The 26,574-nt window shown below is 51.1% G+C and carries 27 protein-coding genes; 17 read left to right on the top strand and 10 right to left on the bottom strand.

Going from position 1 to position 26,574, the window contains the following annotated elements; genetic code table 11:
* The first annotated feature begins 135 nt into the window (after window positions 1–135).
* From HCN83_RS04305 to HCN83_RS04315, 3 genes are all read left to right on the top strand, one after another.
* On the top strand, window positions 136–588 hold the full coding sequence (locus HCN83_RS04305; protein WP_168005086.1) for a MarR family winged helix-turn-helix transcriptional regulator: 453 nt from the start codon (window positions 136–138) through the stop codon (window positions 586–588).
* Window positions 585–3,989 carry an efflux RND transporter permease subunit gene (locus tag HCN83_RS04310; protein ID WP_168005087.1) on the top strand — a complete coding sequence of 1,135 codons (3,405 nt, stop codon included), beginning with the start codon at window positions 585–587 and terminating at the stop codon, window positions 3,987–3,989. Before HCN83_RS04305 ends, HCN83_RS04310 begins: the two co-directional genes overlap by 4 nt.
* 299 nt (window positions 3,990–4,288) lie before the next feature.
* On the top strand, window positions 4,289–4,924 hold the full coding sequence (locus HCN83_RS04315) for a hypothetical protein (RefSeq protein ID WP_168005088.1): 636 nt from the start codon (window positions 4,289–4,291) through the stop codon (window positions 4,922–4,924).
* An 81-nt stretch (window positions 4,925–5,005) separates the two neighbouring features.
* Here the strand turns inward: HCN83_RS04315 and HCN83_RS04320 are convergent, their stop codons facing one another.
* The 3 genes from HCN83_RS04320 to HCN83_RS04330 all read right to left on the bottom strand — a co-directional run bounded on the left by HCN83_RS04320 (window position 5,006) and on the right by HCN83_RS04330 (window position 5,702).
* Window positions 5,006–5,170 (bottom strand): YvrJ family protein, encoded by a 165-nt coding sequence (locus HCN83_RS04320; protein WP_168005089.1) that lies wholly within the window; start codon window positions 5,168–5,170, stop codon window positions 5,006–5,008.
* 67 nt (window positions 5,171–5,237) lie between these two features.
* Complete coding sequence (locus tag HCN83_RS04325; RefSeq protein ID WP_168005090.1) at window positions 5,238–5,462, bottom strand: DUF2922 domain-containing protein; 225 nt, start codon at window positions 5,460–5,462, stop codon at window positions 5,238–5,240.
* 33 nt (window positions 5,463–5,495) lie between these two features.
* A complete protein-coding gene (locus HCN83_RS04330) occupies window positions 5,496–5,702 on the bottom strand; it encodes a DUF1659 domain-containing protein (RefSeq protein WP_168005091.1) in 207 nt (68 codons plus the stop codon).
* Window positions 5,703–5,820: 118 nt separating this feature from the next.
* Here HCN83_RS04330 and HCN83_RS04335 point away from each other — a divergent pair, with 118 nt between their 5' ends.
* The 3 genes from HCN83_RS04335 (at window position 5,821) to arsC (ending at window position 7,294) form a co-directional block, all read left to right on the top strand.
* Entirely contained in the window at window positions 5,821–6,441 is a 621-nt protein-coding gene (locus tag HCN83_RS04335) for a pyroglutamyl-peptidase I (RefSeq protein ID WP_168005092.1), read from the top strand.
* Window positions 6,438–6,788 carry an ArsR/SmtB family transcription factor gene (locus HCN83_RS04340; protein WP_168005093.1) on the top strand — a complete coding sequence of 117 codons (351 nt, stop codon included), beginning with the start codon at window positions 6,438–6,440 and terminating at the stop codon, window positions 6,786–6,788. The genes HCN83_RS04335 and HCN83_RS04340 overlap by 4 nt, the downstream gene beginning before the upstream one ends.
* Window positions 6,789–6,874: 86 nt before the next feature.
* Window positions 6,875–7,294: an arsenate reductase (thioredoxin) gene (gene arsC, locus HCN83_RS04345; protein WP_168005094.1), complete on the top strand. Its 420-nt coding sequence runs from the start codon at window positions 6,875–6,877 to the stop codon at window positions 7,292–7,294.
* A 67-nt stretch (window positions 7,295–7,361) separates the two neighbouring features.
* Here arsC and HCN83_RS04350 read toward each other — a convergent pair whose 3' ends face one another.
* The gene (locus HCN83_RS04350; protein ID WP_168005095.1) at window positions 7,362–7,907 is read right to left on the bottom strand and encodes a hypothetical protein; all 546 of its coding nucleotides are present in this window, start codon (window positions 7,905–7,907) and stop codon (window positions 7,362–7,364) included.
* A 72-nt stretch (window positions 7,908–7,979) separates the two neighbouring features.
* Complete coding sequence (locus HCN83_RS04355) at window positions 7,980–8,270, bottom strand: 4a-hydroxytetrahydrobiopterin dehydratase (RefSeq protein WP_168005096.1); 291 nt, start codon at window positions 8,268–8,270, stop codon at window positions 7,980–7,982.
* A 139-nt stretch (window positions 8,271–8,409) separates the two neighbouring features.
* Between HCN83_RS04355 and HCN83_RS04360 the strand changes: the two genes are divergently transcribed.
* The 4 genes from HCN83_RS04360 to HCN83_RS04375 all read left to right on the top strand — a co-directional run bounded on the left by HCN83_RS04360 (window position 8,410) and on the right by HCN83_RS04375 (window position 11,023).
* A complete protein-coding gene (locus HCN83_RS04360) occupies window positions 8,410–8,880 on the top strand; it encodes a glycine/sarcosine/betaine reductase selenoprotein B family protein (RefSeq protein WP_168005097.1) in 471 nt (156 codons plus the stop codon).
* A gap of 69 nt (window positions 8,881–8,949) precedes the next feature.
* On the top strand, window positions 8,950–9,147 hold the full coding sequence (locus HCN83_RS04365; RefSeq protein ID WP_168005098.1) for a hypothetical protein: 198 nt from the start codon (window positions 8,950–8,952) through the stop codon (window positions 9,145–9,147).
* Between the two features lie 70 nt (window positions 9,148–9,217).
* On the top strand, window positions 9,218–10,279 hold the full coding sequence (locus HCN83_RS04370; RefSeq protein ID WP_246238090.1) for an EAL domain-containing protein: 1,062 nt from the start codon (window positions 9,218–9,220) through the stop codon (window positions 10,277–10,279).
* A 150-nt stretch (window positions 10,280–10,429) separates the two neighbouring features.
* Window positions 10,430–11,023, top strand: coding sequence for an NAD(P)H-dependent oxidoreductase (locus HCN83_RS04375; RefSeq protein ID WP_168005099.1), 594 nt, complete (start codon window positions 10,430–10,432; stop codon window positions 11,021–11,023).
* On the opposite strand, the gene HCN83_RS04380 is transcribed toward HCN83_RS04375, so the two are convergent.
* A complete protein-coding gene (locus HCN83_RS04380; protein ID WP_168005100.1) occupies window positions 11,016–11,735 on the bottom strand; it encodes a hypothetical protein in 720 nt (239 codons plus the stop codon). The two genes, HCN83_RS04375 and HCN83_RS04380, sit on opposite strands and share 8 nt — an antisense overlap.
* A 98-nt stretch (window positions 11,736–11,833) precedes the next feature.
* Here HCN83_RS04380 and HCN83_RS04385 point away from each other — a divergent pair, with 98 nt between their 5' ends.
* Window positions 11,834–12,355: a GNAT family N-acetyltransferase gene (locus HCN83_RS04385; RefSeq protein WP_168005101.1), complete on the top strand. Its 522-nt coding sequence runs from the start codon at window positions 11,834–11,836 to the stop codon at window positions 12,353–12,355.
* A gap of 19 nt (window positions 12,356–12,374) precedes the next feature.
* Here the strand turns inward: HCN83_RS04385 and HCN83_RS04390 are convergent, their stop codons facing one another.
* On the bottom strand, window positions 12,375–13,544 hold the full coding sequence (locus HCN83_RS04390) for a KamA family radical SAM protein (RefSeq protein WP_168005102.1): 1,170 nt from the start codon (window positions 13,542–13,544) through the stop codon (window positions 12,375–12,377).
* 197 nt (window positions 13,545–13,741) lie between these two features.
* On the opposite strand from HCN83_RS04390, the gene HCN83_RS04395 reads away from it, so the two are divergent.
* The gene (locus HCN83_RS04395) at window positions 13,742–14,605 is read left to right on the top strand and encodes a MurR/RpiR family transcriptional regulator (RefSeq protein ID WP_168005103.1); all 864 of its coding nucleotides are present in this window, start codon (window positions 13,742–13,744) and stop codon (window positions 14,603–14,605) included.
* Window positions 14,606–14,767: 162 nt separating this feature from the next.
* Here HCN83_RS04395 and HCN83_RS04400 read toward each other — a convergent pair whose 3' ends face one another.
* The 3 genes from HCN83_RS04400 to HCN83_RS04410 form a co-directional block, all read right to left on the bottom strand.
* Entirely contained in the window at window positions 14,768–16,744 is a 1,977-nt protein-coding gene (locus tag HCN83_RS04400; RefSeq protein WP_168005104.1) for a TRAP transporter permease, read from the bottom strand.
* A gap of 173 nt (window positions 16,745–16,917) precedes the next feature.
* Window positions 16,918–18,021, bottom strand: coding sequence for a TAXI family TRAP transporter solute-binding subunit (locus HCN83_RS04405; protein ID WP_168005105.1), 1,104 nt, complete (start codon window positions 18,019–18,021; stop codon window positions 16,918–16,920).
* Window positions 18,022–18,247: 226 nt separating this feature from the next.
* Window positions 18,248–19,615 carry an MATE family efflux transporter gene (locus HCN83_RS04410; RefSeq protein ID WP_168005166.1) on the bottom strand — a complete coding sequence of 456 codons (1,368 nt, stop codon included), beginning with the start codon at window positions 19,613–19,615 and terminating at the stop codon, window positions 18,248–18,250.
* Between the two features lie 252 nt (window positions 19,616–19,867).
* Here HCN83_RS04410 and HCN83_RS04415 point away from each other — a divergent pair, with 252 nt between their 5' ends.
* From HCN83_RS04415 to HCN83_RS04435, 5 genes are all read left to right on the top strand, one after another.
* Window positions 19,868–20,677, top strand: coding sequence for a helix-turn-helix transcriptional regulator (locus tag HCN83_RS04415; RefSeq protein WP_168005106.1), 810 nt, complete (start codon window positions 19,868–19,870; stop codon window positions 20,675–20,677).
* Between the two features lie 118 nt (window positions 20,678–20,795).
* A complete protein-coding gene (locus HCN83_RS18725) occupies window positions 20,796–22,484 on the top strand; it encodes a methyl-accepting chemotaxis protein (RefSeq protein ID WP_168005107.1) in 1,689 nt (562 codons plus the stop codon).
* A 332-nt stretch (window positions 22,485–22,816) separates the two neighbouring features.
* Window positions 22,817–24,196 carry a sugar ABC transporter substrate-binding protein gene (locus HCN83_RS04425; RefSeq protein WP_168005108.1) on the top strand — a complete coding sequence of 460 codons (1,380 nt, stop codon included), beginning with the start codon at window positions 22,817–22,819 and terminating at the stop codon, window positions 24,194–24,196.
* Window positions 24,197–24,262: 66 nt separating this feature from the next.
* A complete protein-coding gene (locus HCN83_RS04430; protein WP_168005109.1) occupies window positions 24,263–25,573 on the top strand; it encodes a sugar ABC transporter permease in 1,311 nt (436 codons plus the stop codon).
* On the top strand, window positions 25,574–26,440 hold the full coding sequence (locus HCN83_RS04435) for a sugar ABC transporter permease (protein WP_168005110.1): 867 nt from the start codon (window positions 25,574–25,576) through the stop codon (window positions 26,438–26,440). It abuts the gene before it with no gap.
* Window positions 26,441–26,574 lie beyond the last annotated feature (134 nt).

Raw genomic sequence — 26,574 nt, forward strand, 5'->3', positions numbered from 1 at the left:
TGAGGCAGTCTGTCAGGCTTTGTTCAAAAAATAGACACACAATCGGAGGACGCATTCTTTGACAGGATAAAGAGTGCCTGCATATAGTTAAGTAAGTTAATAATTAATATACTTAACTGTTTAGGCGGTGTTCGAATGGGTAAAGAAGGCTTAATCACCGATATTGAAGAATACATGCTCGACATCACCTTGCTTATGCAGCATAAATATGGAAGTCAGTTCGATAATGAACTGACGCCGAACCAGCAGCTCGTGCTGTTTCTCGTCGCTAAGCGCGGTGTAACGCGCGTTAAAGAGCTGGCAGGATTTATGAACGTGTCAGCCAGTGCGATCAGCCAGATGATTGCCAAGCTTGAGCACGGGGGCTACGTCACGAGAAGCATTGATCCGGAAAACCGCCGTCAGACGGTGTTGAAATTGGAGGATGCCGGAGCAGAGCTGATCGGCCAGCTTGAACAAAAACGGCGGCTGATTATGGAGGAGCTTTTGCTCAAGCTTCCTGAACAAGACCTGCAGGCGATGCGGGCAGCGTTTGGAAGCATGCATCATCTGCTGTTGAAGTCTGTTAACGAAGGAGACCAGTCATGAAAATAACCAATTTTTCCATCGCCAGACCAGTCTTTACGATTGTTACGATGCTATTGTTTCTGCTGCTAGGTTTCGTCTCGCTGACGAATATCCCGCTGAAGCTGATTCCGGACATCGATGCGCCGATTGCAGCGGTTGTGACGACATATGATGATGCCGGACCAGAGGAAGTATCCCAACGTGTGTCCCAGCCGATGGAGCAGGGACTTGCGACTGTATCCGGGTTGAACAATATCAGTACGATTTCAATGGAAGGACAGTCACTGACGATCCTGGAATTCTCATGGACGCAGACGATTGACGAAGTTGAAAACGATATTATCACGCAAATGAATCAGGTCCAGCTGCCGGACGGTGCGAGCAACCCATCGTTCATTAAGTTTGACCCATCGCAGTTTCCGATCATCCAGCTCTCGCTGTCATCTGACAATGGCGACGCGATCGACGGACTCGTGCAGGATATTGAAAACGACCTGCTCCGCGTTGACGGTGTCGGCACGATTAATCTCGACGGCGACAACGTGGAGGAAATTGCGGTCACACTTGACCAGGACGAGCTGGAAGAGAACAGCTTGACGCAAAACGATGTCGTTCAGGTGCTGCAATCGCACAACGTCACTGCACCGGGAGGAGTCGTTGAAAATGAGGGGAACGAGATTACGACCCGGGTCCTCTTTGAACTTGCGGACGTAGAGGATATTGAAAACATTGTCGTATCCGAAACGCTGACAGAAGATGAGGATACGGAAACGGTGACAGTTGCTGACGTAGCAGACGTCACCCGCGGACCGGAGCCGTCTGATGTCATCACCCGAACTAACCAGGACGACGCCATTCTGATGAGCGTACAGCAGCAGGCTGACGCCAATACGGCTAACGTCGCAGCAGATTTCATGGAAGAGCTCGAAGCACTGCTGGATGAAGAGCAGTATGAAGAGCTGCAGGCAGACGTGCTCTTCAATCAGGGGGAGTATATTGAAGACGCGATTCAGAACGTGGCGCTTGCGCTCGTTGCAGGTGGAGCAATCGCGATGATCGTACTGTTCTTTTTCCTCCGCAGCTTTAAAACGCCGCTCCTGATCGGGATCGCTATACCGTTTTCCGTGATCGTGACGTTCGTGCTGTTGTTCTTCACCAACTTCTCGCTGAACATCATGACGCTTGGCGGACTTGCACTCGGAATCGGGATGCTGGTGGATAACTCGATTGTTGTCATTGAGAACATTTACCGGCACCTGTCGATGAAGAAAACGCCGCGCCAGGCTGCACAGGATGGAACGAAAGAAGTTGCTACCGCTATTACGGCGTCAACGCTTACGACGATATCGGTGTTCCTGCCGGTCGTCTTTATCAGCGGGATTGTCGGAAACCTGTTCCGTGAATTTGCATTAACGGTAGCGTTCAGTCTGCTTGCTTCTCTCGCAGTGGCACTGACCGTCGTTCCGATGATCGCAAGCCGCTGGCTGAAGGCGCCGACGGAAAAAGTCGAAGAAAAGCGGCGCAACTCAAGCTTTATTCGCTTTTTTGACAAAACAGCCCGCTGGTCGCTGAAAAACAGGCTGATGGTCTTTTTAGTTACACTCGGTCTGCTCGGAGGCGGAGCAGTCGGTATCACGACCGTTGGCACAGAGTTTCTGCCGGCAACGGACGAGAGTTTTATGCAGATTGAAGTAGAAAACGAACCAGGTACTCCGCTGGAAACAACCTTTGAAAATATTCAGGAAATAGAAGATATTTTAGATGATTATACTGAAATAGAAGCATACACAACCGTCACCGGTACGAGCGGAGACCAGGGTCCGATGGGAGAGGCAACGCAGGGCAACCAGGCTGCGGTCTATGTGACGCTGGTGCCGGTTGCAGAGCGTGATATCTCCACCATTGATTTTTCTGAGGACATCCGCCGTGACGTGGAAAACGCTGCCCCGGACGCAGACGTCACGATTTCCGTTGATGCGTCATTCGGGGGCGACCCGAATACGTTCAGCTTTGACTTGACCGACCAGAATCCGCAGCGTCTGGAAGAGGCAGCGGATGATCTGCTGGCAGAGTTTGACGATCAATCTGAGTTTACGGAAGTAACAAATACGTTTGAAGAAACATTGCCGGAGCTGCAAATTCAAATTGACGAAGATGCAGCAAGGGAAGAGGGACTGACACCGGCGGAAATTGCCGACACAGTCGACAGTCTGACCCGCGGCGCGTTTGCAACACAGATCGTAACAGACGAAGAAGACGTGCTGGAGGTCAACGTGCGCATGGCCGATGAAGTCACAGAGAATACAGAGGCACTGGAAGAGCTGCTGCTTCGCAACCAGGACGGTGACTTCATTGCGCTAGCAGATGTCGCTGAATTCGAAGTAGGCGACTCACCGGAAACAATTAACCGGATTAATCAGGAGCCGTCCGTACAGTTTACACTGACGTATACGTCGGATAATACGCTGAACGAAATCAATGAACTCGTAAACGATATTATCGACGACTATGATCTCCCGGCTGAGACGAACGTATCCTTTACCGGTGACCAGCAGCTGCTGGAGGATGCGATATCCGATCTGACGCTGGCGCTCATTCTGGCGATCGTCTTCGTATACTTCGTGCTCGCAGCACAGTTTGAATCGCTGAAGTATCCGTTCGTCGTGATGTTCACCGTGCCGCTCGTTATCATCGGGGTGACGCTCGCGCTTACGCTCACAAGGACACCGATCAGCGTCACCGGGTTTATCGGGCTCATTGTGCTCGTCGGCATCGTCGTCAACAACGCGATTGTGCTCGTCGACTATATGAACAGATTGAAGAGCTACGGCTTTAAGAGCTACGATGCGATTGTCGAAGGCGTGAAAAACCGGGCAAGGCCGATTTTAATGACTGCTACGACAACGATTCTGGCGCTGATTCCGTTAGCACTTGGTTTAGGAGAAGGCTCGGAAATCCAGCAGCCGCTGGCGATTACGGTTATCGGCGGTATGGTCAGTGCCACCTTCCTGACGCTCGTGCTCATTCCGGTTGTCTACAGCTTTTTCGACCGGGAAACGCGTCATTTAAATAAAAAATACGTGACGCCGGACGGTCAGCTTGTTCCAGCTTATCTGCTCGATGACCGTACAAATGGCAAAGAATCAGATAGAAAACAGCTGCAGGAACCTGAAAAGGTAAAAGAGCTTGATGAAGATATGATGGTTACGTCTTATGAGGAGTACTACCGCGACGTAGAAGACAGCTGGGATCCGGATTTGCAGGAATACGCACCGGAGGAAGTAGAAGAGCTGCGCTACGACGACCCGGCCTACAGCAGCCAGGTAAGACAGGAACCAAGGCGTCAGAAAGAAGATATGTCGAAAGAAGAGCTGCTCGACGTGCTCGAAGAACTGATCCGCCGCAACAAAGAAGACAAATAGTACAAAAAGAACCGTCCTTCGGGGCGGTTCTTTTATGCAGCGGCCTTCGTGTTAATCGGACACGCTGCTGTTTCTTAATAAGCTATACCGGTCTGTTAAGCGGGAATTGCCTGACGGAGGCACGTTCAATGGAGTTTTATTAGCCGGGATCTGTTGTTACTTAGGCGTTTGGCCGTCATGCTCAGCAAAAGTGCAATTGCCAAAAACTGCCGGAAACGCTAGTCAAACAAGGAGTTATTCTGTATGATAGGGAAAGATAAGCTGTCCGGAATGAGGTACGATGAAAAGAGGGAACACGTATGAGACCAAAACTGGCACTGCTCGCCTGTCCTTTGCTGTTTGCTGCAGCCTGCTCTGACCAGGAGCCGGCAGCCGGCGACGAAAACAACACGGATTCGTTAATTAAGACGAATGAGAGCCTGACCGATCAGCTGGAAAAGGAACGAAACCGGACGCTGGAACTGGAAGAAGAGCTCGCGGAGCTGCATGAAGAAAATGCGGAGCTAAAGGATGACTTGCTGACCAGCAAGCAGGAAACTGTGGATGCAGAGGCCGCTCACCGATCGACTGCAGATGAGGCGGATCAGATCGAAAGCCGTATACGCGAGGCGCTTACGGCCATGCACGAGCAAAATGCCGAAGTGCTGGAAGGCGTGACGTCAGAGGCAACTGTCATCAATGAAGAAGAAGCGATGCTCACGTTTCAGCTCGAGGAAGATGAAACCCGCTCGCTGCACTGGGTGAACCTCGAACGAATGAATCTTGTGCAAGTGCGTGAAATTGATGTGAACGATGACGCGGCAGCCGTCGTCATTGAATTTGTTCATGCAGCAGAAGAAGAAATCCAGTCTACGGGTATGCTGGAGGCCGAGCTGATCCGGGAGGAAGATGAATGGAAGCTTCAGCTCATGTCGTATACGCAGCCGCAAAAATAACTGCCGGATAAACGAAAAGCGGTGCAGGAGATCAACACTATGATCTCCTGCACCGCTTTTTTTGCGCCCGGCCGATTCACTTCAGCCTGATTTACGGCTGCGGTCGAGCGGCGGAGACGCCGGCCGGTTCAGCGCGAGGATGGAGCTGTTGATGACATCAAGCTTTTTCTCCATCCGGTAAAGAAGATAAAACGTAATGGTCATCGGAAACCCGTATTCCCCAAGCGCCTGCATCCAGAGCTCCATAAGGCAGTCCTCCTTTCATCGTGATTCATAAAAAACCGGCCGGGCATGATGCCCCAGCCGGCCGGACTTACTCAACGCCAATGTCGATCGTTTCCACGTGCCGCTCCACTACGCGAGCACCAATTTTTGATACGTAGTAGCCGCTTGGTCCGTAAAAGACTTCCGCCGCGAGAATACTGTCCATTGCCTCACGGATATCTGCAGCCGCGACAGGCTCTTTCGGGTCATCGATCCCGAGAGTGGACGTTGTACCGGCCTCTGTGCGAAAAAGCAGTTCCAGTCGTTTTGCCATGATTGCCACCTCCTTTCTAATTAAAAATCAAGCTTACAGTTCGTACGTGTTAAAGCGCTGAACGTTTGACAGGCCGTGCTGCTGCAAAGATGCAATTGCTTCGCCTGCCGCTTTAAGATTCTCGTCGGCTGCATCGGTGCGCACGTTCTGGAACGAACGCGTTGCAAGCATGACCATGCCGTCTTCGTCATATCCTTGATTCAAGGTAAGAACGAGTCTGGAGCGGGATGTAATAACCATGCTGACCACCTCCTTTCATACATGAGGTACAGCTGAACCAGAAAAAAGGAGGGGGGCGCTTGAAAAAAAACAAAGAACAAGGGAAAATAAAGAGAGGGAACGCAGAGGAGGGACCATCGTGAACGTATTAATAACCGGATTTGAGCCATTTGGCGGTATGAGTCAAAACCCGTCATCGGCGTTAGTATCATGGGCTGAGCAGGAGGTATTCCCTGGCGCGGATGTTAAAGCAATGACGCTGCCGGTAACATACAGCAAGTGTGCAGAGCCAGTTGTAGAGACTTTACACAGATGGAAGCCGGATGTTGTTCTGCTGTTTGGTGTGGCAGCAGGCCGGCAGGCTGTCACGCTGGAGCGGATTGCGGTGAATATAGAAGACGCACCAGGTCTGACAGATAACGACGGAGAGGCGCCTGTGGACCGGCCGGTTGTAAAGGACGGTCCGGATGCATATTTTTCCACATTGCCGCTAAGAAGCATCATGGAGAATTTGCATGAAGAAGGTATACCGGCTGCCTTTTCCTATTCTGCGGGGACGTATATTTGCAATACGACGATGTACCGGGTGCTGCACGAGGCTGCTGAACATGGTCTTCCGCTGCAGGCTGGATTTATTCATCTGCCGGCTTCGCCGGACATGTTTCCGGATGGATCCAAGCCAACAATGGCTCCGGAAACCGTTCAGAAGGCACTTCGGACGATTATGAATACGATCATAAAAAAGGAGGCGGCAGTATGACAACTGCAGCAGAGCGTATGACGGTGGAGCCAGCGGCGGATTTGTTCAAGCTATTAGGGGATAAAACGAGGCTGCATATGGTCTCGATGCTGGCAGTAGATGAAATTTGCGTATGCGAATTTGTAGAGCTGTTTCAAATGAGCCAGCCGTCAATCAGCCAGCATTTGAAGAAACTCAAGCAAAAAGAAATCGTCCGTGAACGTAAGCACAACCAGTGGGTGTTTTATTCGCTTAACCCTGAATCGCCATTTTACCCGATGATCATGTCGATCGTTAAAGAGCTGCCGGATCCGAAGCCGAGACTTTTGCAAATAGAAAAGGATGGACTGCGTGTAAACTGCTGCTGATCTTTACAAACTCTTCATACACGAAAGATACCGGACATGTTATTATATAAACGAACGTTTATATATGACGCTGGAGGTATGCAGACATGGCAAAACCAATTCTTTATTTTCTATGCACAGGTAATTCCTGCCGGAGCCAGATGGCAGAAGGATGGGGAAAGCACTATTTAAGCGGGGAGTGGGACGTTTACTCCGCCGGAATTGAAGCGCACGGTGTTAACCCGAATGCTGTTAAAGCGATGCAGGAGGCAGGCATTGATATCAGCAGCCAGACATCTGATACGATCGATCAGGAGCTGCTGCAGAAAGCGGACCTCGTCGTAACGCTTTGCGGTCACGCAAACGACGTATGTCCGGCGACACCCCCGAACAAAGAGCGCGAGCACTGGGGCTTTGACGACCCGGCTAAAGCAGAAGGCTCAGAAGAAGAAAAGTGGGCGTTCTTTCAGCGGGTCCGCGACGAAATCGGCGAGCGCATCAAAACGTTTCAGCAGACAGGACGATAATAAAGCCGTCAAAAGGAGGTCCCCGGTCAAGATGTCCGGGGTTCTCTTCATTATTTCATCCAGCTGTCTAGCGGCCAGTTGATTTGCCTGCCTGCGCGCGTTCCTTGTCTGTTTCGAAATGGCAGTAAATGGCCAGCGTTTCCTCAACGTCTTCTTTTGCTTCATTCGCGATCGTCGTTTTAATTTTCTGTCCTTTGGCAAGCTCCATGATGAGCTGGCGGCGGCTTGATTTCTGACGTCCCCAGCAAATCTTTTGTACGGTCGACCAGCGTGCATGATAGCCGGCAAAAATCAGAGCATCTCCCTGAATCTCGAAAACACGGTCGAGCGTCAGCAAAATAAAGAGACCGAGAGCAAAAATAAAGACGAATAAAATCGTCGCGTTTTGAAAGCTGTTAAACACTTCGACGAACAAAACGATCGATAAGATCAGAACGAGATAACAGGAATAAACAGAAATTTTATAGATGGTGGAATGGGTGCTGATTTTTTTCGTATCATCCGGAGTGAAGGTCGTTTCGGCACCGCGAAGGCGGCGGAGACGATCGGTGAACAGGTGATAGATGGCGATGACGCTTGCCACGACACCTGTGAATAAGTAGAGCCACTGCATGAGCGTTCCTCCCGATTATTTCGGCTCCCTCTATTTTAGCATGGAGGAACAGGAGCGAAAAGAGGGAAAGCGTCAGCTGTAACGCTGAAACAGTCTGTCATAAGCATGCGCCGATTCGAAATCTTTCTGCGTCAGTCCGCCCTCATCAATCGTCGACAGCTTTAGCGTGACGTTTTTGTGATCAATAATCGTATACGGATGATGCTGGCGGTCTTCCGCAATCTCGGCAATGGCGTTCACAAACTGAATTGCCTTCGGATAGGAAGAGAGCGTAAATGATTTCACAATCCAGTCGTCACCTTCAAGCTTCCAGCCGTCTGCTTCATTGATATTTGCCTTTACCTCTTCATGCGTTAATACCATCTGTTCATCCTCCTTATATTATCTGAATATTCTGCTTTGTACAAGCATCATAGCAGATATTTCCTTCTGTGTATAGACACATCAAACCGGTTAGAAGTTCCTTGCTCCGGGGTATAGGAATGGCAGAGGTGAAATACAGATGATAAACAAGATAAAAGAATGGGTATTTCGCAAAATTGTAGCGAGATCGATTAATAAATATGGAGGAGAGCGAGTGGAGCCGGCTGCTGTTCAGACGACTCCCGATCAGTGGCGCGTTGCGTTCCTGACGACAGCGGGGGTGCATCTGCGCTCGGACAAGCCATTTGACGTGGATGCAGGGGACTGGAGCGTTCGTCTCATTCCATCTGACTCGAAGACAAGCGATCTGACTGTCACGCATACGCATTACGATACGAAGGCAGCAGAGGAGGATATTAATACCGTTTTTCCCATTGATGCGTTACGATCGCTTGCTTTAGAAGGCGTGATCAAGGAAGTATCGCCAACGAACTTCGGAATGATGGGCTATATTCCGCGCACCGACAAGCTGTTAAAAGAAAGCGTCCCGGAAATTTTGAAGACGCTGAAAAAAGAACAGCCTGATGTCGTGCTGCTCTCGCCGGGCTGATATATTTGCCATCAGTCCGTGGGGCTGATTCAGAAAGAAATTGAAAAAGAAGGCATACCGACTGTGTCGATGACCCATTTTCCGGAGCTGACGGAAAAGGTTCATGCTCCTCGTGCTCTGCACATCCGCTTTCCGCTTGGTCGTACGTTCGGCCAGCCTGGACGGGAGGATCTGCAAAAGCGGATTTTAACGGACATGCTGGGAACAGCGCGGCTGACGGAGCCAGAAATCCTGAGACGATTAGACTATAAATGGAGGCGTGATTAACCGATAAAGGAACTAAGCTTCTTTTTGTAGGTTTTTAGAACTAAAAGTCGGGGAAAGGAAGAGAAAACGAATGGACAGAAAGTTGGTGGCTCAGCATATGGAAACATGTCAAATTTGTCAGGGAAAAATTCCGCTGGATGAAAGCGGGAGACTGATCCTCTCCAGTATGGAACCAGGCGTTACGGAAACACTGCATCGATCATTTAAAAAATACGGAGCTGAAATGTCCAAACAGGGTCGTCTTTTTATCCCTTACGAGTCCTGGGATGTTCTCGAAAAGCACCTGTTCCGGACAGAGAATATTCTTCCGGAAAATGAGCTCGGCAGGCTGCGGGGAAGTTTGATGACGGAAAAGGGAAGCAAGCATTTTCCGGGAAATGATTTCTCTTATTATGAGCTGTTCGAACAGGTAAAAAACCCGATGTTTGTGAAAATTATTCAGGAACGGCTGTTTCAGTCATTTATGCAGCCGGTCATTGATTCAGCTACCGGCGAACCGGTCGGATACGAATTTCTGCTGCGGCCGAACAGCAAGCTTTTTCCGTTCTCACCTGGTGATTTGTTTTCATTTTCCCAGCGATCCGGCCTGCAGTCCATGCTCGACAGCCAGGCACGCATCAACGCCATCCGCACAGGAGCGCACATGCTGGAAAACGGGATAAAACGTTTTATTAACTTTCTGCCATCGTCTATTTATGATCCCCGTCACTGCCTGCAAAGTACGTTTAAAGCGGTTAAGGAGTATGGCGTTCGGGCCGATGACCTCGTTTTTGAAGTAGTCGAAACAGAAAAGATCGAAGACATCAACCACCTGCAGTTTATTTTTGATGAGTACAAAAAGGCCGGCGTGCACGTCGCCCTTGATGATGTCGGCAGCGGACATGCAACGCTGGAAGTGCTGCAGAAGCTGAAGCCTGACTATGCAAAAATCGACCGTTCGCTCGTTGATCACTGCGACCAGCACCCTGAAAAGCTTGCTTATATTAAAAAGCTGAAGGAAGCTGCGGCTGCCCAGGGAACGCTTCTGCTTGCCGAAGGAATTGAGCGGCCGGAGGAATATGAAGCACTGAAGCCAATTGTCGACCTTGTTCAAGGCTATTATTTCGGACGTCCGTTGATGAAGCCTGCCTGATATGTCACAAAGAGGTTTATGATTGTGTTCAAATTGGAAATGGATTTATACGACCCTGTCAGCACTAGGCAGGGTTTCGTTTTTGTAAAGCAGGGGAAGCACATAAATCTGTTTCCCGGGAAAACACCCGACTGAGAGGATGAGTCAACAATGTCTGTAATGGTTATTTATATGCACCCGACAGAAGACAGCTTAAACGGTGCCCTGCTCGCTCAGGTGCTTGAAGAGATACCGGAAGCTGTGCTGTATCGACCTGGCGTAGACGGATTTGATCCGCATCTGACACATAAGGAGTATAAGCGCAGCATGGATGGAGACTATGAGGCGGACGTAGCAGAGGCTGCAAAGGATCTGCAGGCGGCAGACCACGTGATCTTTATGTTTCCACTCTGGTGGGGCGGATTTCCTGCTGCCGGAAAAGGATTTATTGACCGGGTGTTTGCATATGGTGCTGCTTATGAGCTGGAAGGGGAGGAGCCGGTGCCGAAGCTTACCGGTAAAGCGTCGCTCGTGTTTACAACAGGGACGCCGGAGGATGTGTTTCATGAAGAAGGGCTGTATGACAACGTCGTGGAAGGACTGGATAAACATTTACTCTCGTTTTGCGGGCTGGAGCTGATGGACGTGGTTCACTTCGGGGATGTGATCCAGGCTTCGAATGAGAAGCGGGCCGACATGCTTAATCACCTGCGTGAAAAAGCAGCCGCCTGGCAGCGGCTGCACGGAAACGAAAGCACTATGTAAGCGGTACTGTTAACGAGAAGCGCCACACCGGAAGTGATGCAGGAAAACGTTCCAGTTCAAGCAGTACAGGAAGCTCCTGGGCTGCCGCAAATGTCAGCTCTGTTTGACCGCTGTAAGGCTCAACGCTCGAAAAGACAGGGTACACGTACTCGTTTTCGTCAAAAAGACGAAATTGATACTGAACGCTTTCCTGGCGCGCCTGTAAATGGCTGTCTTCCAGAACAAAATGCAGCGACGTTTCCTCGTGTTCGAGCCCGCTCAGCTGAATATCTCCTTGCCTCACCGGGGCGTCTTCGACCTCAATTTGAAACGTGTAGCCGTCTTCATACACGACCGGTGTCAAATAAAACGGAAGGTGCACGTATGTATCTGCCTCCGGCGGAGCGGGGGAAAGCTGCAGCGTAAGTGTAAGCTCATGATCGTCCAGATCGTCGTGGCTCAACTCCGTATCGATCAGGCTGTATGGAACATCCGCATCGTCCCAGACCAGCTCCGGGAAGTCAAATTCGTAATCATCCGGCTCTAACGGCCGCTCATCTGTATTTTCGAGCAAAAATTGCACGTTCACGCTATCGTCAGTTGAAACTGACTCAACGTGTGATATGATAAGCGGATCAACCGAAATCGATGTCTGTTCCGTGACGGCCTGCTCATCGGTCTGTTCTCCGGAGCTGCATGCAGCAACGAGAAGCAGCAAGGCCCAATTGCGCATAACATCGCCTCCCGTATTGCTTACTTCTGCCTATTGTATCAAACTATTGCCCGAATAAAGTCATGTTTTGCATGATCGACACGAAAGTAGGAAAACCTATGACTCGTCAGCTTAAACTGCTTCACGCGGATGCAGAAACAGCATTGTATGAATTCGAAAGGAAAAACCGCGATTACTTTGAAGCGTTTATTCCATCTCGAGGCGACGACTTTTACCAGCCGGACGTGTTTACGAAACGGCTCGGTCAGCTGCTTGCGGAACAAGAGCAGGGAGAAGACCGCTACTATCTGTATTATGACGATCAAACGCTGATCGGACGGATGAATCTGACCAACATCACCGCTGAAGGTCAGGCGGAAGCCGGCTACCGGATTGGCGCAGAAGCTGCTGGAAACGGAGCAGCGACGGCCGGGCTTGCACTGCTGCTGCTGGAAGCAGAGCAGGCAGGTCTGACGACTATAACTGCTAGAGCAACGGCTACCAATCCAGCTTCCGTAAAAGTACTGGAGCGCAACGGTTTTATTCAGTATGATACGGAGTCGCTCGTCTGGAACGGCATGAAAGATAAGCTGCACCACTACAAGCGCCACCTGAACATGAAAAGACCGTCCCGGAGCTGACGCTCGGAACGGTCTTTTTTTAAAGCTGCTCGGCTGTTTCTTTCTGCTTGATTTTTTCGTTGGCACCTGTAAACTCGTCCCACTTTTTCTTAGGCGGCTCCCAGTGTGCTTCGTTCCCTGGAAGGTCATCAAACCAGGCGGCGTCATCGGGACAGTCGAGGACCATAAATTTACCGTACTGGTTGTCACGGGACTGGTGGTACTTCAAGTATGCTTTCCCGTCTTCAATGGCCAGGATTTCAATTTTTCCGGACGTATGGCTCATGGAGAGACGCACGCGCTTGCCGAGACCGGACGTTTTCGCTTTTGCCTGCTCAACCGCGTCATAGGCTTCCTTAAGAGAGAGCACGAAGTCGTTGTTGCCGGCTACCGGGCGGTTGATAAAGAAGTAGTAAGGCGTTACGCCGGCCCAGGAGAGCTTATCAAGCAGCTCAGCAAGAACTTCCGGGTCATCGTTGATACCGCGCAATACCGGCGTCTGATTGACGACGATCGCTCCGGCGTTGTGAAGAGCCTCGAAGCCTTTTTTCGCTTCAGGCGTAATTTCACGCGGATGGTTGATGTGCGCCATCACGTAAATGCGCTGCTCCGGCGTGGAATATTCGCGAATCAGCTCGTGCAGGTCTTCATCTTCGTAAATGCGCATCGGATTAAATACCGGCATTTTTGACCCTAGACGAATGATTTTCACGTGTGGAATTTCCCGCAGCTGCTCAATGATTTTACGCAGTTTCCGTGTCGCGAGAATGAGCGAATCGCCGCCCGTCAGGAGCACGTTCGTGATTTCCGGATGGTTGCGGATGTACTCAATCCCCGGGGAAACGTCGGACATCGCTTCTTTGATGTCATTTCGGAACAGACGCTTGCGGAAGCAGTAGCGGCAGTATGCGCCGCAAACTTCAGAAACGATCAGAAGCGCCGTCTGGTCGTATTTATGCTGGCAGCCTGGTACGACATAGTTCGTGTCTTCGTCTGATGCATCCCAGCGGCCGTATTCCTCCAGCTCCCCTTCGTTCGGGATCACGAGCTTGCGGATCGGGTCCTTCGGGTCGCCCCAGTCGATGAGACCAAGGTAATATTCATTCACGCGGAAGACGAACTTTTCCGTAATCTGCTTGAGCTTCGCCTTTTCCTCATCGGACAGGTGCGGCACCTTTTCAATATTCATAATGTACTTCGGCTGCGCCATCGTGCATCTCTCCTTTTTTCCATGATGTATCTTCATTTAAACATAAAGGTAAAAATTGGTCAAAAATGGATGATATCCTTTTCATTTTGATAATTATGAAGGGAATCATTCATTCTGAAAGCGATTTCTTATCGCGGACCGGCTGGCAGACTGGGGCAGTTTGATTTACACTGAGAAGAGGAAGGACGGTGCCGCTTATGACTGAAATTGATGTATATGCACGCATCAGCCGTGCGCAGGAAGAGCTGAGCAAATCCCACAAGAAAATTGCCCGCTACCTCGTTGAGCATCGGGAATCCGCGCCGTTTCTCACTGCGAGCCGTCTGGCACAGAATGCGGAAGTCGGAGAAGCGACCGTGATCCGGTTTGCGACCGTTTTAGGTTATAAGGGATATACCGATTTGCAGCGCCATCTCCAGGAAGCGCTCACGAAAAAATATACGTCTGCAGAAGTGTTGAAGCGGACGACATCCGGGAGAGAAGCCTCTCAGGAGACGATTTCGGAAATTCTCCATGATGACATGCAGAACCTGCAGACGACGACGGAGCAGGTGGATCCGGAGGAATTTGAAGCGATCGTGAAAGAGCTGATCGAAGCAGACCGTATTTATATCGTGGCGTACCGAAGCGCCGCAAGCATCGGCTCGTATCTGGCATTTTACCTTGATCTCGTGCTGCAAAATACGGAGCTGATCGAGGAAGCAGACGGGGTATCGGAGCACTTGCTCGATATCACTGAAAACGATGTCGTCATTGGTCTGGGGTTTGCGCGCTACACAAAACGGACGGTGGAAGTGATGAAGTATGTGAAGCAGCGGGGGGCGAATACGATCGTCATGACGGATCATCTGCTCAGCCCGCTTTATCCGTACGGCAATAAGCATTTGATTACCGCTACCGAAATCAATTCCTTTATTGATTCCTTCGCTGCGCCAATGAGCGTGGCGAGCGCTCTGATCACTGCGCTGACGCGGGCAGAGCACGACAAAGTCGCCCGGCGCCTGGAAGAGCTTGAATCTCTCTGGGAAACGTTCGATGTATTTCACGACGGTGGAAAGTGAGCAAGTGCGGCTCCTGCCCGAACGGCATAAGCGCACGTCAGGTGCTTCTGTAACCAGGATTCAAATATAAGAAGCAGCTTAAAGCTCATCCACTGCAGATGGAAGAAAGGACATAATAAAGGCCGTTCCCATTATAATAGGAACGGCCTTTTGATAATGCAATTATGCTTTTTTAGCTGCACGCTTCTTCCGGATCGTCTGCAGAACAGCGATCAGAATGAACAACACGAGTCCGCCGCCCTCTATCAGGATGTTACCTGGATAGATGAGCATGATACCGGCCGCAAATAAGAGCAGCCGTTCATACAGCAGGAACGTATTAAAGAAGTAGCCCATAATGGATGCACTCACAGCCGCCATACCGAGCATGGATGTAATAATCAATAGCACGACGGTTCCGAATTCGGCATCTACAAGCAGCAGCTGCGGATTGTAGACGAACACGTACGGAATAATGAAGGCTGCGATTGCGAGCTTGAAGGCGTTCACCCCGGCCTTCATCGGGTTCGCTTTGGCTATTCCGGCCCCCGCGTAAGCAGCGAGACAGACAGGTGGCGTAATGTCGGCCACGATACCGAAATAAAAGACGAAAAAGTGTGCTGCAATTTCCGGTACACCGAAGTTGATCAGCGCCGGAGCGGCCATGGATGCTGTTACGACGTAGTTCGCCGTCGTCGGCAGACCCATACCGAGCAGGATGCAGGCAATCATTGTAAAGAAGAGAAGCAGGAACAGGTTCTCGCCTGCCATCTGAATCAGTCCGCCGGCGATCCGGCCGCCGAGGCCGGTGAAGACGACGGTACCGACGATGATCCCTGCGGTCGCACAAGCTGCGATTACCGGAAGGGCAATGCGGGCACCTTGTTCAAAGGCGTCCAGAATGTCTTTTGGCATCAGGCGCGTGTCCTTGCGCACATAGCTCACGAGGAACGCCGTACCGATACCGGTAAGCGCTGCATACGTTGGCGTGAAGCCGTTAACGAGCATCGTTACGATGACAATCAGCGGTAGCAGCAGGTAGGAGCCTTTCAGCAGCCCTTTGCGGGACGGAAGCTCTTCCTTCGGCAAACCGTGAATGCCGTACCGCTTTGCTTCAAAGTGCGTGCCGAGGAAGACCCCGGAGAAGTATAGCAGCGCCGGGATAATCCCGATGATAATGATATCACTGTAGCTTACGTCCGACACGTATTCGGCCATGATGAAGGCGGCAGCCCCCATGATCGGCGGCATGATCTGTCCGCCGGTTGAGGCAGATGCTTCTGTTGCAGCGGCAAATTCAGGTCGGAATTTGGCCCGCTTCATCATTGGAATTGTAAACGAGCCGGAAGCAACTGTATTGGCAACCGAGCTTCCCGTTACCGTTCCCTGCATGGCAGAGGCGGCAACCGCTGCTTTCGCCGTACCGCCGGTGAAGCGGCCGGTTAAGCCGAATGCTAAATCATTGAAATACTGGCCGACGCCTGTTTTCGTCAGCATGACTCCAAAGAACAGGAATAAGTATATATACGTCGAGGAGATTTGAATCGGCGTTCCGAAAATCGCGTCTGTCGAGAAGAACAGGCGCCGGGAAAGACCGGTCCAGTCAAAGCCTCCGTGACCAAAGTACGGAATATTGGTTCCGAACATGCCGTATACAATTGCAAGCGTACCGATCACGACGATTGGAAGACCTACTGCGCGTCTTGTTGCTTCCAAAAGCAGCACAATCGCAATGGTCGCTACGGCAATATCATATGTGGTAAAGCCGACAATTCTTGCTGCGCCGGTGATCCACTCGTAGCGGAAGAGAACGTAGTAACACGAGCCCATCGCAAGAAAGGCGAAGATGACATCATACCAGGGGACGCCGTGTTTCTTTAAACCGCTTCGTTTAAATGGATAAAGAAGGAAAATAAGACCCATTGCTGTACCGAGGTGCACGGCTCCCTGCATGAGAGAGACGAGCGGGCCGCCTGTTTGCGGGAAGGCCCGGTAAAGATGGAAAATCGTTAAGGAAACGGCGATGAAGGTGATGACCCACGCCCATTTACCTGTTCGCTGACGGACAGAAGATTCTTTGTCGTATTTCGCGAGCATCTCTTCTTTTTCTTTTTCAGTCATCAGTTCCTGATCATTGTGATCATTCTGCTGATCCGCCATAAAACCTCACCTCACTTATCTGAATCGATGCTGCATATCATCCGACGAAAGGCCAGGAAATCGTTCCTGCTCTTTCGTCGCTGTTCTGCCTGAATTTGCAGAGCACAGGATATGCAGGGCGGCAACAAGGAGACCGGACGAAACTGTCCGGTCTCCGTACCGCTTTGCAGTTATTAGTCGAGCCAGCCTTGTTCTTCAAAGTAGCGCTCGGAACCTGGGTGCATCGGCAGGTCGTCAGAACCGTTCAGAGCATTTTCCTCTGTAATGTTATCCGCCTGTGGATGCGCGATTTCGTCCGCATACTCGAACATAGCCTTTGTGATTTCATAGCCGAGATCTTCGTCAATTGTATCTGTGTTTCCTACGAGTACCGCAAAGGCAGTGATCGCCTGAACGTCTTCGTCAATGAAGTCATAGGAATCAGCAGGAATGTCGAAGCCTTCATAACCGCTGTTTTCTTCTACATAATCAACACCCTCGTCGCTGAGCGGAAGGAGGTCGATGTCAGAAGAAGCAGCAAGCTCTTCGATACCGCCGGCTGGAAGACCGAGGAGGCCGAAGGAAGCAGAAAGCTGTCCATCCTGAATACGGCCCTGAGCATCGCCGAAGTCTTCTTCGAATGCTTCGTAGTCGCCGTCTTCAAGACCGTATGCTTCTAAAATGAGGCGTGCAGCTGCTTGTGTACCGCTTCCTGGTGGTCCAATCGCAATCTGTTCGCCTTCAAGATCAGCGACAGATTCGAAGTCGGAATCAGCAGGAATAACGATCTGCATCACTTCCGGGTAAATGTGGCCCATGAAACCGAAGTTGTCGATTTCAACGCCTTCAAAGTCGCCGTCGCCGGTCAGAGCGTCAACTGCTGGAAGGTGAACCGTCATACCAAGATCAAAGTTGCCTTGGAAAATTTCCGAGAGGTTGTCCACGGAAGCACCGGAAGAAACGGCACTGAGGTCAAAATCATCGAAGTTCTCAATGTTGTTGTTCACTACAGTCGCGATCTCCTGACCGAGCGGGTAATATGTACCCCCGGTGGAGCCAGTTCCCATCTGCAGGTTGCCGATGTCGCCGGACGCTTCGCCGCCGTCATTGTCTGCATTGTTGTCTGCTTCTTCGCCGTCATCGTCATTGAGGTCGGTTTCTGTGTTCTCATTCACGTTGCCGGACGCGTTGTCAGTGTTCTCATCCACGGTATTGCCGCCGCCGTCGTTGTCACCGCATGCAGCGAGGACGAGAGCACCGGAAAGCATGAGAGCTGACAGGGATGTAACCTTTTTCATGAACGTATTCCCCCTTTAGAAAATAGTGTCCGAATATGATGCACATATTCTTCTTCATTTAATCAGAATCATGGGGGATTGTCAAAACTTTCCCCGCAATGGACGCAGAAGAGCGGCGCCTGTGCCACTGCGCCGCTATCTGCACCATTATGAGGGATTGGCAGGTTTTTTGCCGGTGTGTATCATTCATCGACCCCGTTAAAAACTGGTACAGATGATACAGTGGTCAGTGTCCGGCCGTCTGCGGAACCGGTTCGTCCGTTTCTGCCGCGGGATTATCCGCAAACGACATCTTCTGCCATTTTTTCGTGCGCCAGCGCCAGAGCATCAAGAGACCGCGCAGCCATTCATCCAGCGCCATCGCAATCCAGATGCCGGCAAGGCCGAAGCCGAGCCAGATGCCAGCTCCATACGAGACGGTTACGGCCACGCCCCACATCGAGAGGATCCCGATGTAGACGGGGAAGCGGACATCGCCCCCGGCGCGCAGCGCATTGATGACGATCAAATTAAAGGCGCGCCCGGGCTCAAGCAGAATCGTCAGCAGCAATAGCGTCATGCCGAGCTCGACGATCTGCTGATTGGACGTAAAGATAGAGAATATCTGCTCACCGAAGATGTAGACGGTAATCGCTGCAAACGTGGAAACACCGATTCCGATCGACAGGCTTCGCAAGCAGCGGCGATACGCATCATCGAAGCGCTTTTCCCCGACCATATGACCGATGAGAATTTGTGTGCCCTGTCCGATGGCGATAGAAAAAAGCAGCGTAAACATGATGATATTCAGCGTATAGACGCGTGTTGTCAGCGCGACGGTTCCCATGGAAGCGATAAACATCGTAATGACGACCTGGGAGCCGTTGTAGGCAAGGTGTTCGCCGGCCGTTGGTACGCCGATTTTAAGCAGATCCCGCACGTCTCGTTTCGGAAAGCGCGCGGTTAAATAATGCCACGGAAGCTCCCCGCGCACGCGCCGTGCAAGCAGTCCGAACAAAACAATCGTCCCGATCGTCCGCGCTGCTGCTGTACTGATCGCAACGCCCATTGCCCCAAGCTCCGGTGCCCCGAACATCCCGAATATCAGGATGAAATTTCCGACTACGTTCAGCACGTTCATGCCTAGCGTTACATACATCACGTCCTTCGTGAATCCGTGGCTCTTCAGCACAGCACCGACGGTCATAATTACGGCCTGCACGAAGGCAAAGCCGCCGACAATCTGCAAATAAATCAGCGCCATATCCATCAGCTCAGGCGGAAGATTCATTGCACCGAGAATCGGTCTGCCGAAAAAGAGAAGAGCGGCGCTCAGCATGAGGCCGGCGATGATGTTCAGCACGATGGAGACGACTGCTGTCTGTCCGGCGCGCTCCCGGTCTCCGGCCCCGAGATACTGCGCAACGAGAATCGTCGTTCCCGTTGCGACAAAACCGAACATGACGATAATGACACTCATGAGCTGATTGGAGACCCCGACCGCCGCAACAGCGTTGTCATCGTACTGGCTCAGCATGAGCGTATCGGCGTTTCCCATCAGCATATGCAGTAAAATTTCAATAAAAATAGGCCATGTCAGGGCAAACAGCGTCATCTGCCCGGCTTGTTTTTTCGACACGCTGCTTTCCTCCCCACCTTTGTCATAATGATCCGCTATTTTTAAAAAAGGCGAATAAATTGTACAAAACCGTTTACATACGTGGTACAGTTTAGCTGATTCATACAGGTTGGCATAGAGACAAATCCGGTTAAACTTGAACGTTTCCGACCAGAGAGGGTGAACGTAATGGCGATGATTCATACATTAGTACCGCCGCTTCCTACATATGTAAAAGGAGGCGCAGGTATGTTTGCAAAAGGGACAAAGCACTTTGCACGCACCTTTCACCTGTTTGATTTTCTATTCGTAACGAAAGGAACGTTATATATGAAAGAAGCCGAGCAGATATTCAAACTGAATCCAGGTGATTACCTCATATTGGTGCCAGGAAGGCATCATGCCGGCTATCGCCTCTGCGAGGAAGATACAAGCTTTTACTGGGCCCACTTTCAGCTGAACGCGCCATATACGGTTAAGCAGGGAGAAAAGCCGGACTGGTCACAGGTATACCGCAAACAGGCGACGCATCAGACGCCGGATGAATTTCAGCTGCGCATCGGGCAATCTGGCACCTTTCTGCATCCAGAGCGGGCAAAAGCTGTCTTTGAAAGCCTGCTGGCCGCCGAGCACTCTGACGATCCGGAAATGAGAATGCACAGGCAGAGCCGTTTTTTTGACTGCCTGATCTATTTGCAGAAGGAAGCGATGGAGCTTCCTTCAGGAGCGCAGGAGGTTGCACGGCGAACGATGGCCTATATTCAGGATCATTATAAAATCGGCGTAAGAATCGATGAGCTGGCCCAGCAGCTGCTGTACCATCCTGATTATGTGACGAGGTCGATGAAAAAAGTGACAGGTCTGACGCCGAAACAGTATTTGCATCACGTCCGGCTTGAAAAAGCGAAAGAACTGCTTCAAAACGGCTCCTACCATGTAGCAGCCGTTTCAGAGGAAAGCGGCTTTAAAGATGTCAGCTATTTTTCCAGGTTGTTCAAAGAAAGAGAGGGGATGACTCCCGGACAGTACCGAAGACTTATAGGAAGAAGTGGTTTATAGGCATAAAAGCATAGAAATGAAAGCGGATGCATGCTATACTACCTGGTAAAGAGTGTTCATGCAAGCGATTGCACCAATTCGCGAGCACGCTTTTAAGTCGAGGAAAGCAGGGGATAGCGTGAAACAAAAACGATTGGTGAAAAAGCTTTATGCGCTCACGGTCTTGCTCGTGCTCATTTGTGCCGGTACCGGAGCCGTGCTGTTTGCCTACATATCGGAAGCGGGAGCCCAGAATGCACAGCTGGAAGAGCTTGATGCATTTCAGCAGCACTATTACGACTTGTCGGGGCATTTGCAGGAGCTGAGCCTGATCCAGCTCCAGCTCTCACAGACCGGATGGCGCGAGCAGGGAGCCCTGCGAATGGAGGAGCTGCTGAGTGAATCCGATATGCTTCTCGGCACGCTGCAGGCAGAAGCAGGAGATGGGGACCTGGCACACTACTTGTCGTTTATGGAAGAGCCGGTCGCGCTCTATCAAAGTCATTACGATACGTATTTCTCATCTATTTTCACGGGAGATGAAGCAGGTCAGACAGCTGCCCGTGTACTCCCCGGCGTCACGAGAACCGAGGAACAGCGTGCTTCCTACGATGAACGGATTCAGGCCGTTTTGCAGGCAGACCGGGAAACAGCACAGGAAGCAGCTGACGGTGCATTGGAAGGAGCGCGGACAGCTGCACTGAGCGGGCTACTTGTATTGATCCTCGTTCCGGTTGTCCTGCTCGGATTGTTTGCGAAATCCATTTCACGCGGACTTCAGCACGTGATGAAACGGATAGCCGCCTATGAGCAAGGGCAGTTAACGTTTGAACAGCAGGCGAGAAAAGATGAATTCGGTTCTATCGATGATGCGCTGAACCGGCTTGGTACAGGGCTGCTTGCATATCAAACCCGTTCGAGACAAGCAGGCAGAGACGTCCGTCACATAGCGGCAGCTGCAGCAGAACGGTCGCATGGCCAAAGCGCGGCAGCAGGTGATATGGAGCTGCACACACGAACGCTCAATGAGAAGATGAAGGCGCAGTCCGTCCAGACGGCTGCCATTTCTGCTGCAGCAGGACAGATGTCATCGTCTGTCGATGCTGTAAATGGCTCCATGGAGCGGCTGCATGCGTTTATGCAGGCACTTCAGCAGGAATCAGCGGATGGTCTTCTTTCCATGGAAGAAGTCGAGCGCATGGTGGCAAAGGTTAGCGAGGAGAGCGCTGAAGCAGCATCCGGAGCTCTTAAAATGAGTCAGGACCTGGAGCAGCTGGATGCGTTTTTGAACGGGATTCGCGACATCAACCGGCAAACGGAGCTTTTGGCGATTAATGCCTCGATCGAAGCAGCGAAAGCAGGTGAAGCCGGCAAAAGCTTTGCGGTGGTTGCGAAGGAAATTCGCCGGTTGTCAGAACAGACGGCTGCATTCGCTGAGGAAACCGGCAGCGGGCTGGTAGCAGTGCGGACAGATGCTGGTGCACTCAGCGACATGTTTTCTGTACTGAACGGGCGGATGGCCGAAGCGGCATCGAGTACGAAAGATGCAGGTGCTTCTTTCAGGAAAATAGAGGAAGGAAACCGGCGTGCAACAATTGAGCAACAAGATGTAAAAGTGGCAGCAGAAGAAATGAAGTGCGCACTTATAGAATCAGCGTCCCATACAGAAAAACTCGCATCACATGCAACGGAATTGCTTTCCAGAACAGGCGAAATGGAGGAAATTATCCGGATGCAATACGTACAGCAGCAGGAACTTTCCGACGAAGTAGCGAGGCTGGATAAAATGGCGGAAAACCTTGATACGACTGAAGAAGAGACAGCCTGAACGGCCGTCTCTTTTTTTATGGCAAACAAAGAAGTGAAAAAACTTCACATAAAAAGCTTGTATTTAAACGGGTGAACGTGTATATTGAAATCAGAAAGTGATGCAAACGATTTCACTAACGTTTTCGCAGTCAGAAATCGCGCTTTCACTTCTTATGCAATCGGTTGTCTTGATTACGGCATGCCGGCGGAAGCAGTGCATACTGAACCTGTCCCTTCTTCCTTTCTTAGAAGGGAACGTGCAAACGGTTACGGAAAGCGCTGTCGAACAGGCGTACAAATCGGGACAGCACCTTTCATTATTCCAACATTCATTTAAGGGGGAAACTGGTAATGAAAAGAAGTAAATCACTATTGGTCACGCTTGCAGTTGTACCGGCACTGATGCTTGCTGCCTGCGGCGGCGACGACGCAGAGAACAACGGCGGTGCTGAAAACAACGGCGGTGCTGAAAACAACGGCGGCGCAGACAACAACGCAGAGATGGATAACGATGCAGACGAAGCGGATAACGCGGACGATGCAGATGATGCAAACAACGACGGTGGCAACGCTGCAGCTGATGAAGATGCACCGGAAGCACCGGAAGAGCTTACAATGTGGGTCAACGATGAAGAAGCACAGCTTGACGCATACGAAGAAATCGCACAGGGATTTGAAGAGGAGCACGGCATCGAAGTAAACATCACGCCTTACTCCATGCTTGAGCAGACAGAAGGGATGTCACTTGACGGCCCGGCCGGACAAGGACCTGACCTTTTCTTCCAGCCGCATGACCGTCTTGGTGACATTCACCTGCAGGGTCTTGCAGCGGAGCTTGAACTCACAGAAGATCAGCAGGATCGTCTGAGCGAGTATAACGAAGAAGCAGTAACGTCGTTCAGCTATGACGGTATCCAGTACGGTATTCCGGCAGTAGTTGAGACATATGCACTTTTCCATAACACAGATCTCGTTGAAGAAGCTCCGGAAACGATGGACGAGCTGATGGATGTTGCACGTGACCTGACAGACGGCGATCAGTACGGATTCCTGATGGAAGCAACGAACTTCTACTTCACCTACCCATTCCTCACTGCTGAAGGCGGATACGTATTCGCACAGGATGACGACGGTGTCTATGATCCGGAAGATATCGGCCTGAACACAGACGGAGCCGTAGCCGGCGCTGAAACGATTCAGTCCTGGTTTGAAGAAGATCTGATGCCGACTGGTATCGACGGCGACATCATGAACGGTCTCTTCACTGACGGAGATGTCGGCATGGTCGTAACAGGTCCATGGGCGATTCCTGAGTACGAAGAAGCACTCGGCGACAGCCTCGCTGTATCCACGCTTCCGGAGCAGGACGGAGAGCCGCTAAGCTCATTTGCAGGTAACAAAGGCTGGCTCGTGAATTACTACACGGAAAACGAGTACTGGGCAACAGAGCTTGCGCTTTACCTGACAAACGCAGAGAACTCAGAAACTTATTTTGAAGTAGCCGGCGAGCTGCCTGCGCACACAACAGTTGAAATCGACGATGAGTTCATGGGACCAATCTTCGATCAGACTGAATTCGCAGAGCCAATGCCGAACATTCCTGAAATGTCCCAGGTGTGGGATCCAATCGGGGAAGCAATGGAGTTCATTTCCCAGGGAGATGACCCGCAGGAAGTACTCGACGAAGCTGTCGAGCAGATCCGCGAGCAGATCGCGATCAGTCAACAATAGTTTGGAGCAGGAGGGCTGGGCGGCTCAGTCCGGTCCTCTGTTCTTTCAGATTTGGAGGTAGCACCTATGGCTGCAAAAAAAGAACGTGACCCAAATACGATTGTGGTCAATCCGAAACATAATCCGACCGTCGCCGCTCTTTTGTCCATCATTCCCGGACTCGGTCAGGCGTACAATAAGCGCTTCATTAAAGGCGCGGCCTTATTCATTCTCTTTGCAGCTTTTGTGATTGCTGCAGTTGATTTTATGTCAAACGGCCTGCAGGGTCTGATCACACTCGGGGAAGTCCCGCGTGAAGATGACTCGAGAGTGTTCCTTAGTAACGGAATCATCTCGCTCATCCTGCTGACCTTTTTTATTGCCTTTTATGTGCTGAACATTCAGGATGCGCTGAAAGACGCAAAGAGAATTCAATTAGGCTGGCAAGTACCGAACATCCGCGAAGGATTTAAAAACGCATGGGACACAGGCTTTCCATACCTGCTCGTCGGACCGGGACTGCTGCTGCTCGTATTCGTTGTTATCTTTCCGCTCATGTTCATGGTCTTTCTTGCATTTACGAACTACAATCTGTACAACGCACCGCCGCGAAACCTGCTCGAATGGGTCGGTTTCCAGAACTTCATCAACCTGTTTACGATCAGCGAGTGGCGCAACACGTTCATCAACGTTCTCTCCTGGACGCTTATCTGGACGTTTGTTGCAACGACGCTGCAGATCGCCCTTGCCTTGTTCCTGGCAACGATCGTGAACGATCCGCGTATCAAGTTTAAAAAGCTGATCCGCACCGTGTTCATTCTGCCTTGGGCGGTACCGGCATTTACAACGATTATCATTTTCTCCGCGTTGTTTAACGACAACTTCGGGGCGATCAACACCGGGATCATCCAGCCTATTTTCGGCACCGGCATTCCGTGGCTGACCGACGCTACCTGGACGAGAATCGCGATCATTATGATTCAAGTCTGGCTCGGTTTCCCATTCGTGTACGCTCTCTTTACCGGCGTGCTGCAAAGTATTTCCGCCGACTGGTACGAAGCGGCAGACATCGACGGCGCAAGCCGGATTCAGAAGTTCCGCCACATTACGTTTCCGCACGTGATGTTCGCAACGGCACCGCTTCTGATCATGCAGTACTCGTTTAACTTCAACAACTTTAACATCATTTATCTGTTTAACCAGGGGGGACCTGCCGTCAGAGGGCAGACCGCCGGGGGATCAGACATACTCATATCGTGGATTTACGGGCTTACGTTCGAAAACCAGCAGTTCAATATGGCTGCGGCAATTTCGATTATTCTCGGTCTGCTGGTCGCATCGTTCGCGTTCTTCCAGTTCCGCCGGTCCCGTTCCTTTAAAGAGGAGGGAACATTCTAAATGGCTGCTAAAACAAAGAAACCACTCGATAGAAAGCTGGTCAATCGCCTGGAGCTGATCGGAAGCTATTCGGTCATCGCGATCATGTTCGTCATTATTTTGTACCCGCTCGCCTGGGCACTCGGTATTTCCTTAAACACAGGTACCGGCGTGTACGGAGCATCGATTATTCCGGATAACATCACGTTTGAGCACTATGCGTGGCTGTTTACCGACCCGCGCAGTAACTACCTGCTCTGGTACCGCAATACGTTGATTGTTGCCTTTTCCGTAACCATTATCGCGACCTTTATGATTGCCCTGACGGCGTACGCGTTTTCCCGCTACCGCTTTAAGGGACGTAAAAACGGCCTGTATGCATTTCTGCTGCTGCAGATGTTCCCGGTTCTCATGGCGATGGTGGCTATCTACATCCTCCTGAATACAGTGAACCTGCTCGACAGTCTGCTCGGTCTGATTATCATTTATGTCGGCGGGGCGATTCCGATGAACGCCTTCCTCGTAAAAGGATATTTCGATACGATCCCGCGTGAGCTGGATGAGTCGGCGAAGATCGACGGAGCCGGACATTTCCGGATTTTCTTCCAGATCATGCTGCCGCTTGCAAAACCGATTCTCGCCGTTGTTGCGCTGTTTAACTTCATGGCGCCGTTCATGGACTTTATTCTGCCGCGAATCGTGCTGCGAAGTCCGGAAAACTTTACGCTCGCACTTGGTCTGTTCAACTTTGTAAACGACCAGTTTGCCAACAACTTTACCCGGTTCGCTGCCGGTGCCATTCTGATCGCGGTTCCGATCGCGCTCGTCTACCTCTTCCTGCAGCGCTACCTGATCTCCGGCCTGACTTCCGGAGCAACAAAAGGATAACCGGTCAACCAGTGGGGAAGGAGGCAGCCGCCTGCTTCCCCCTTTTTCACCGCCGGGTTTCCAGCATTCAGGGGACGGGTAGAGTAGAAGACATGCGAGATAAGAAAAGGGTATTCAAAAAGTATGTGAAACCC

Origin of the sequence: Alkalicoccus luteus (genome assembly GCF_012034335.1) — a bacterium.
In the GTDB taxonomy this organism is placed as follows: domain Bacteria; phylum Bacillota; class Bacilli; order Bacillales; family Salisediminibacteriaceae; genus Alkalicoccus; species Alkalicoccus luteus_A.

Bases quoted from the DNA above. Each gene is read 5' to 3' on its own strand.
- HCN83_RS04350 (WP_168005095.1), bottom strand. From the start codon at position 7,907: ATGCAGTGGCTCTACTTATTCACAGGTGTCGTGGCAAGCGTCATCGCC.
- HCN83_RS04360 (WP_168005097.1), top strand. From the start codon at position 8,410: ATGATAAACAAGATAAAAGAATGGGTATTTCGCAAAATTGTAGCGAGA.
- HCN83_RS04390 (WP_168005102.1), bottom strand. From the start codon at position 13,544: ATGGCGCAGCCGAAGTACATTATGAATATTGAAAAGGTGCCGCACCTG.
- HCN83_RS04430 (WP_168005109.1), top strand. From the start codon at position 24,263: ATGGCTGCAAAAAAAGAACGTGACCCAAATACGATTGTGGTCAATCCG.
- HCN83_RS04310 (WP_168005087.1), top strand. From the start codon at position 585: ATGAAAATAACCAATTTTTCCATCGCCAGACCAGTCTTTACGATTGTT.
- HCN83_RS04395 (WP_168005103.1), top strand. From the start codon at position 13,742: ATGACTGAAATTGATGTATATGCACGCATCAGCCGTGCGCAGGAAGAG.
- HCN83_RS04410 (WP_168005166.1), bottom strand. From the start codon at position 19,615: ATGACGCTGTTTGCCCTGACATGGCCTATTTTTATTGAAATTTTACTG.
- HCN83_RS04330 (WP_168005091.1), bottom strand. From the start codon at position 5,702: ATGGTTATTACATCCCGCTCCAGACTCGTTCTTACCTTGAATCAAGGA.
- HCN83_RS04370 (WP_246238090.1), top strand. From the start codon at position 9,218: ATGGACAGAAAGTTGGTGGCTCAGCATATGGAAACATGTCAAATTTGT.
- HCN83_RS04385 (WP_168005101.1), top strand. From the start codon at position 11,834: ATGACTCGTCAGCTTAAACTGCTTCACGCGGATGCAGAAACAGCATTG.
- HCN83_RS04325 (WP_168005090.1), bottom strand. From the start codon at position 5,462: ATGGCAAAACGACTGGAACTGCTTTTTCGCACAGAGGCCGGTACAACG.
- HCN83_RS04355 (WP_168005096.1), bottom strand. From the start codon at position 8,270: ATGGTATTAACGCATGAAGAGGTAAAGGCAAATATCAATGAAGCAGAC.
- HCN83_RS04405 (WP_168005105.1), bottom strand. From the start codon at position 18,021: ATGAAAAAGGTTACATCCCTGTCAGCTCTCATGCTTTCCGGTGCTCTC.
- HCN83_RS04400 (WP_168005104.1), bottom strand. From the start codon at position 16,744: ATGGCGGATCAGCAGAATGATCACAATGATCAGGAACTGATGACTGAA.
- HCN83_RS04380 (WP_168005100.1), bottom strand. From the start codon at position 11,735: ATGCGCAATTGGGCCTTGCTGCTTCTCGTTGCTGCATGCAGCTCCGGA.
- HCN83_RS04365 (WP_168005098.1), top strand. From the start codon at position 8,950: ATGACCCATTTTCCGGAGCTGACGGAAAAGGTTCATGCTCCTCGTGCT.
- HCN83_RS04415 (WP_168005106.1), top strand. From the start codon at position 19,868: ATGTTTGCAAAAGGGACAAAGCACTTTGCACGCACCTTTCACCTGTTT.
- HCN83_RS04340 (WP_168005093.1), top strand. From the start codon at position 6,438: ATGACAACTGCAGCAGAGCGTATGACGGTGGAGCCAGCGGCGGATTTG.
- HCN83_RS04375 (WP_168005099.1), top strand. From the start codon at position 10,430: ATGTCTGTAATGGTTATTTATATGCACCCGACAGAAGACAGCTTAAAC.
- HCN83_RS04305 (WP_168005086.1), top strand. From the start codon at position 136: ATGGGTAAAGAAGGCTTAATCACCGATATTGAAGAATACATGCTCGAC.
- HCN83_RS04320 (WP_168005089.1), bottom strand. From the start codon at position 5,170: ATGGAGCTCTGGATGCAGGCGCTTGGGGAATACGGGTTTCCGATGACC.
- HCN83_RS04425 (WP_168005108.1), top strand. From the start codon at position 22,817: ATGAAAAGAAGTAAATCACTATTGGTCACGCTTGCAGTTGTACCGGCA.
- HCN83_RS04435 (WP_168005110.1), top strand. From the start codon at position 25,574: ATGGCTGCTAAAACAAAGAAACCACTCGATAGAAAGCTGGTCAATCGC.
- arsC (WP_168005094.1), top strand. From the start codon at position 6,875: ATGGCAAAACCAATTCTTTATTTTCTATGCACAGGTAATTCCTGCCGG.
- HCN83_RS04315 (WP_168005088.1), top strand. From the start codon at position 4,289: ATGAGACCAAAACTGGCACTGCTCGCCTGTCCTTTGCTGTTTGCTGCA.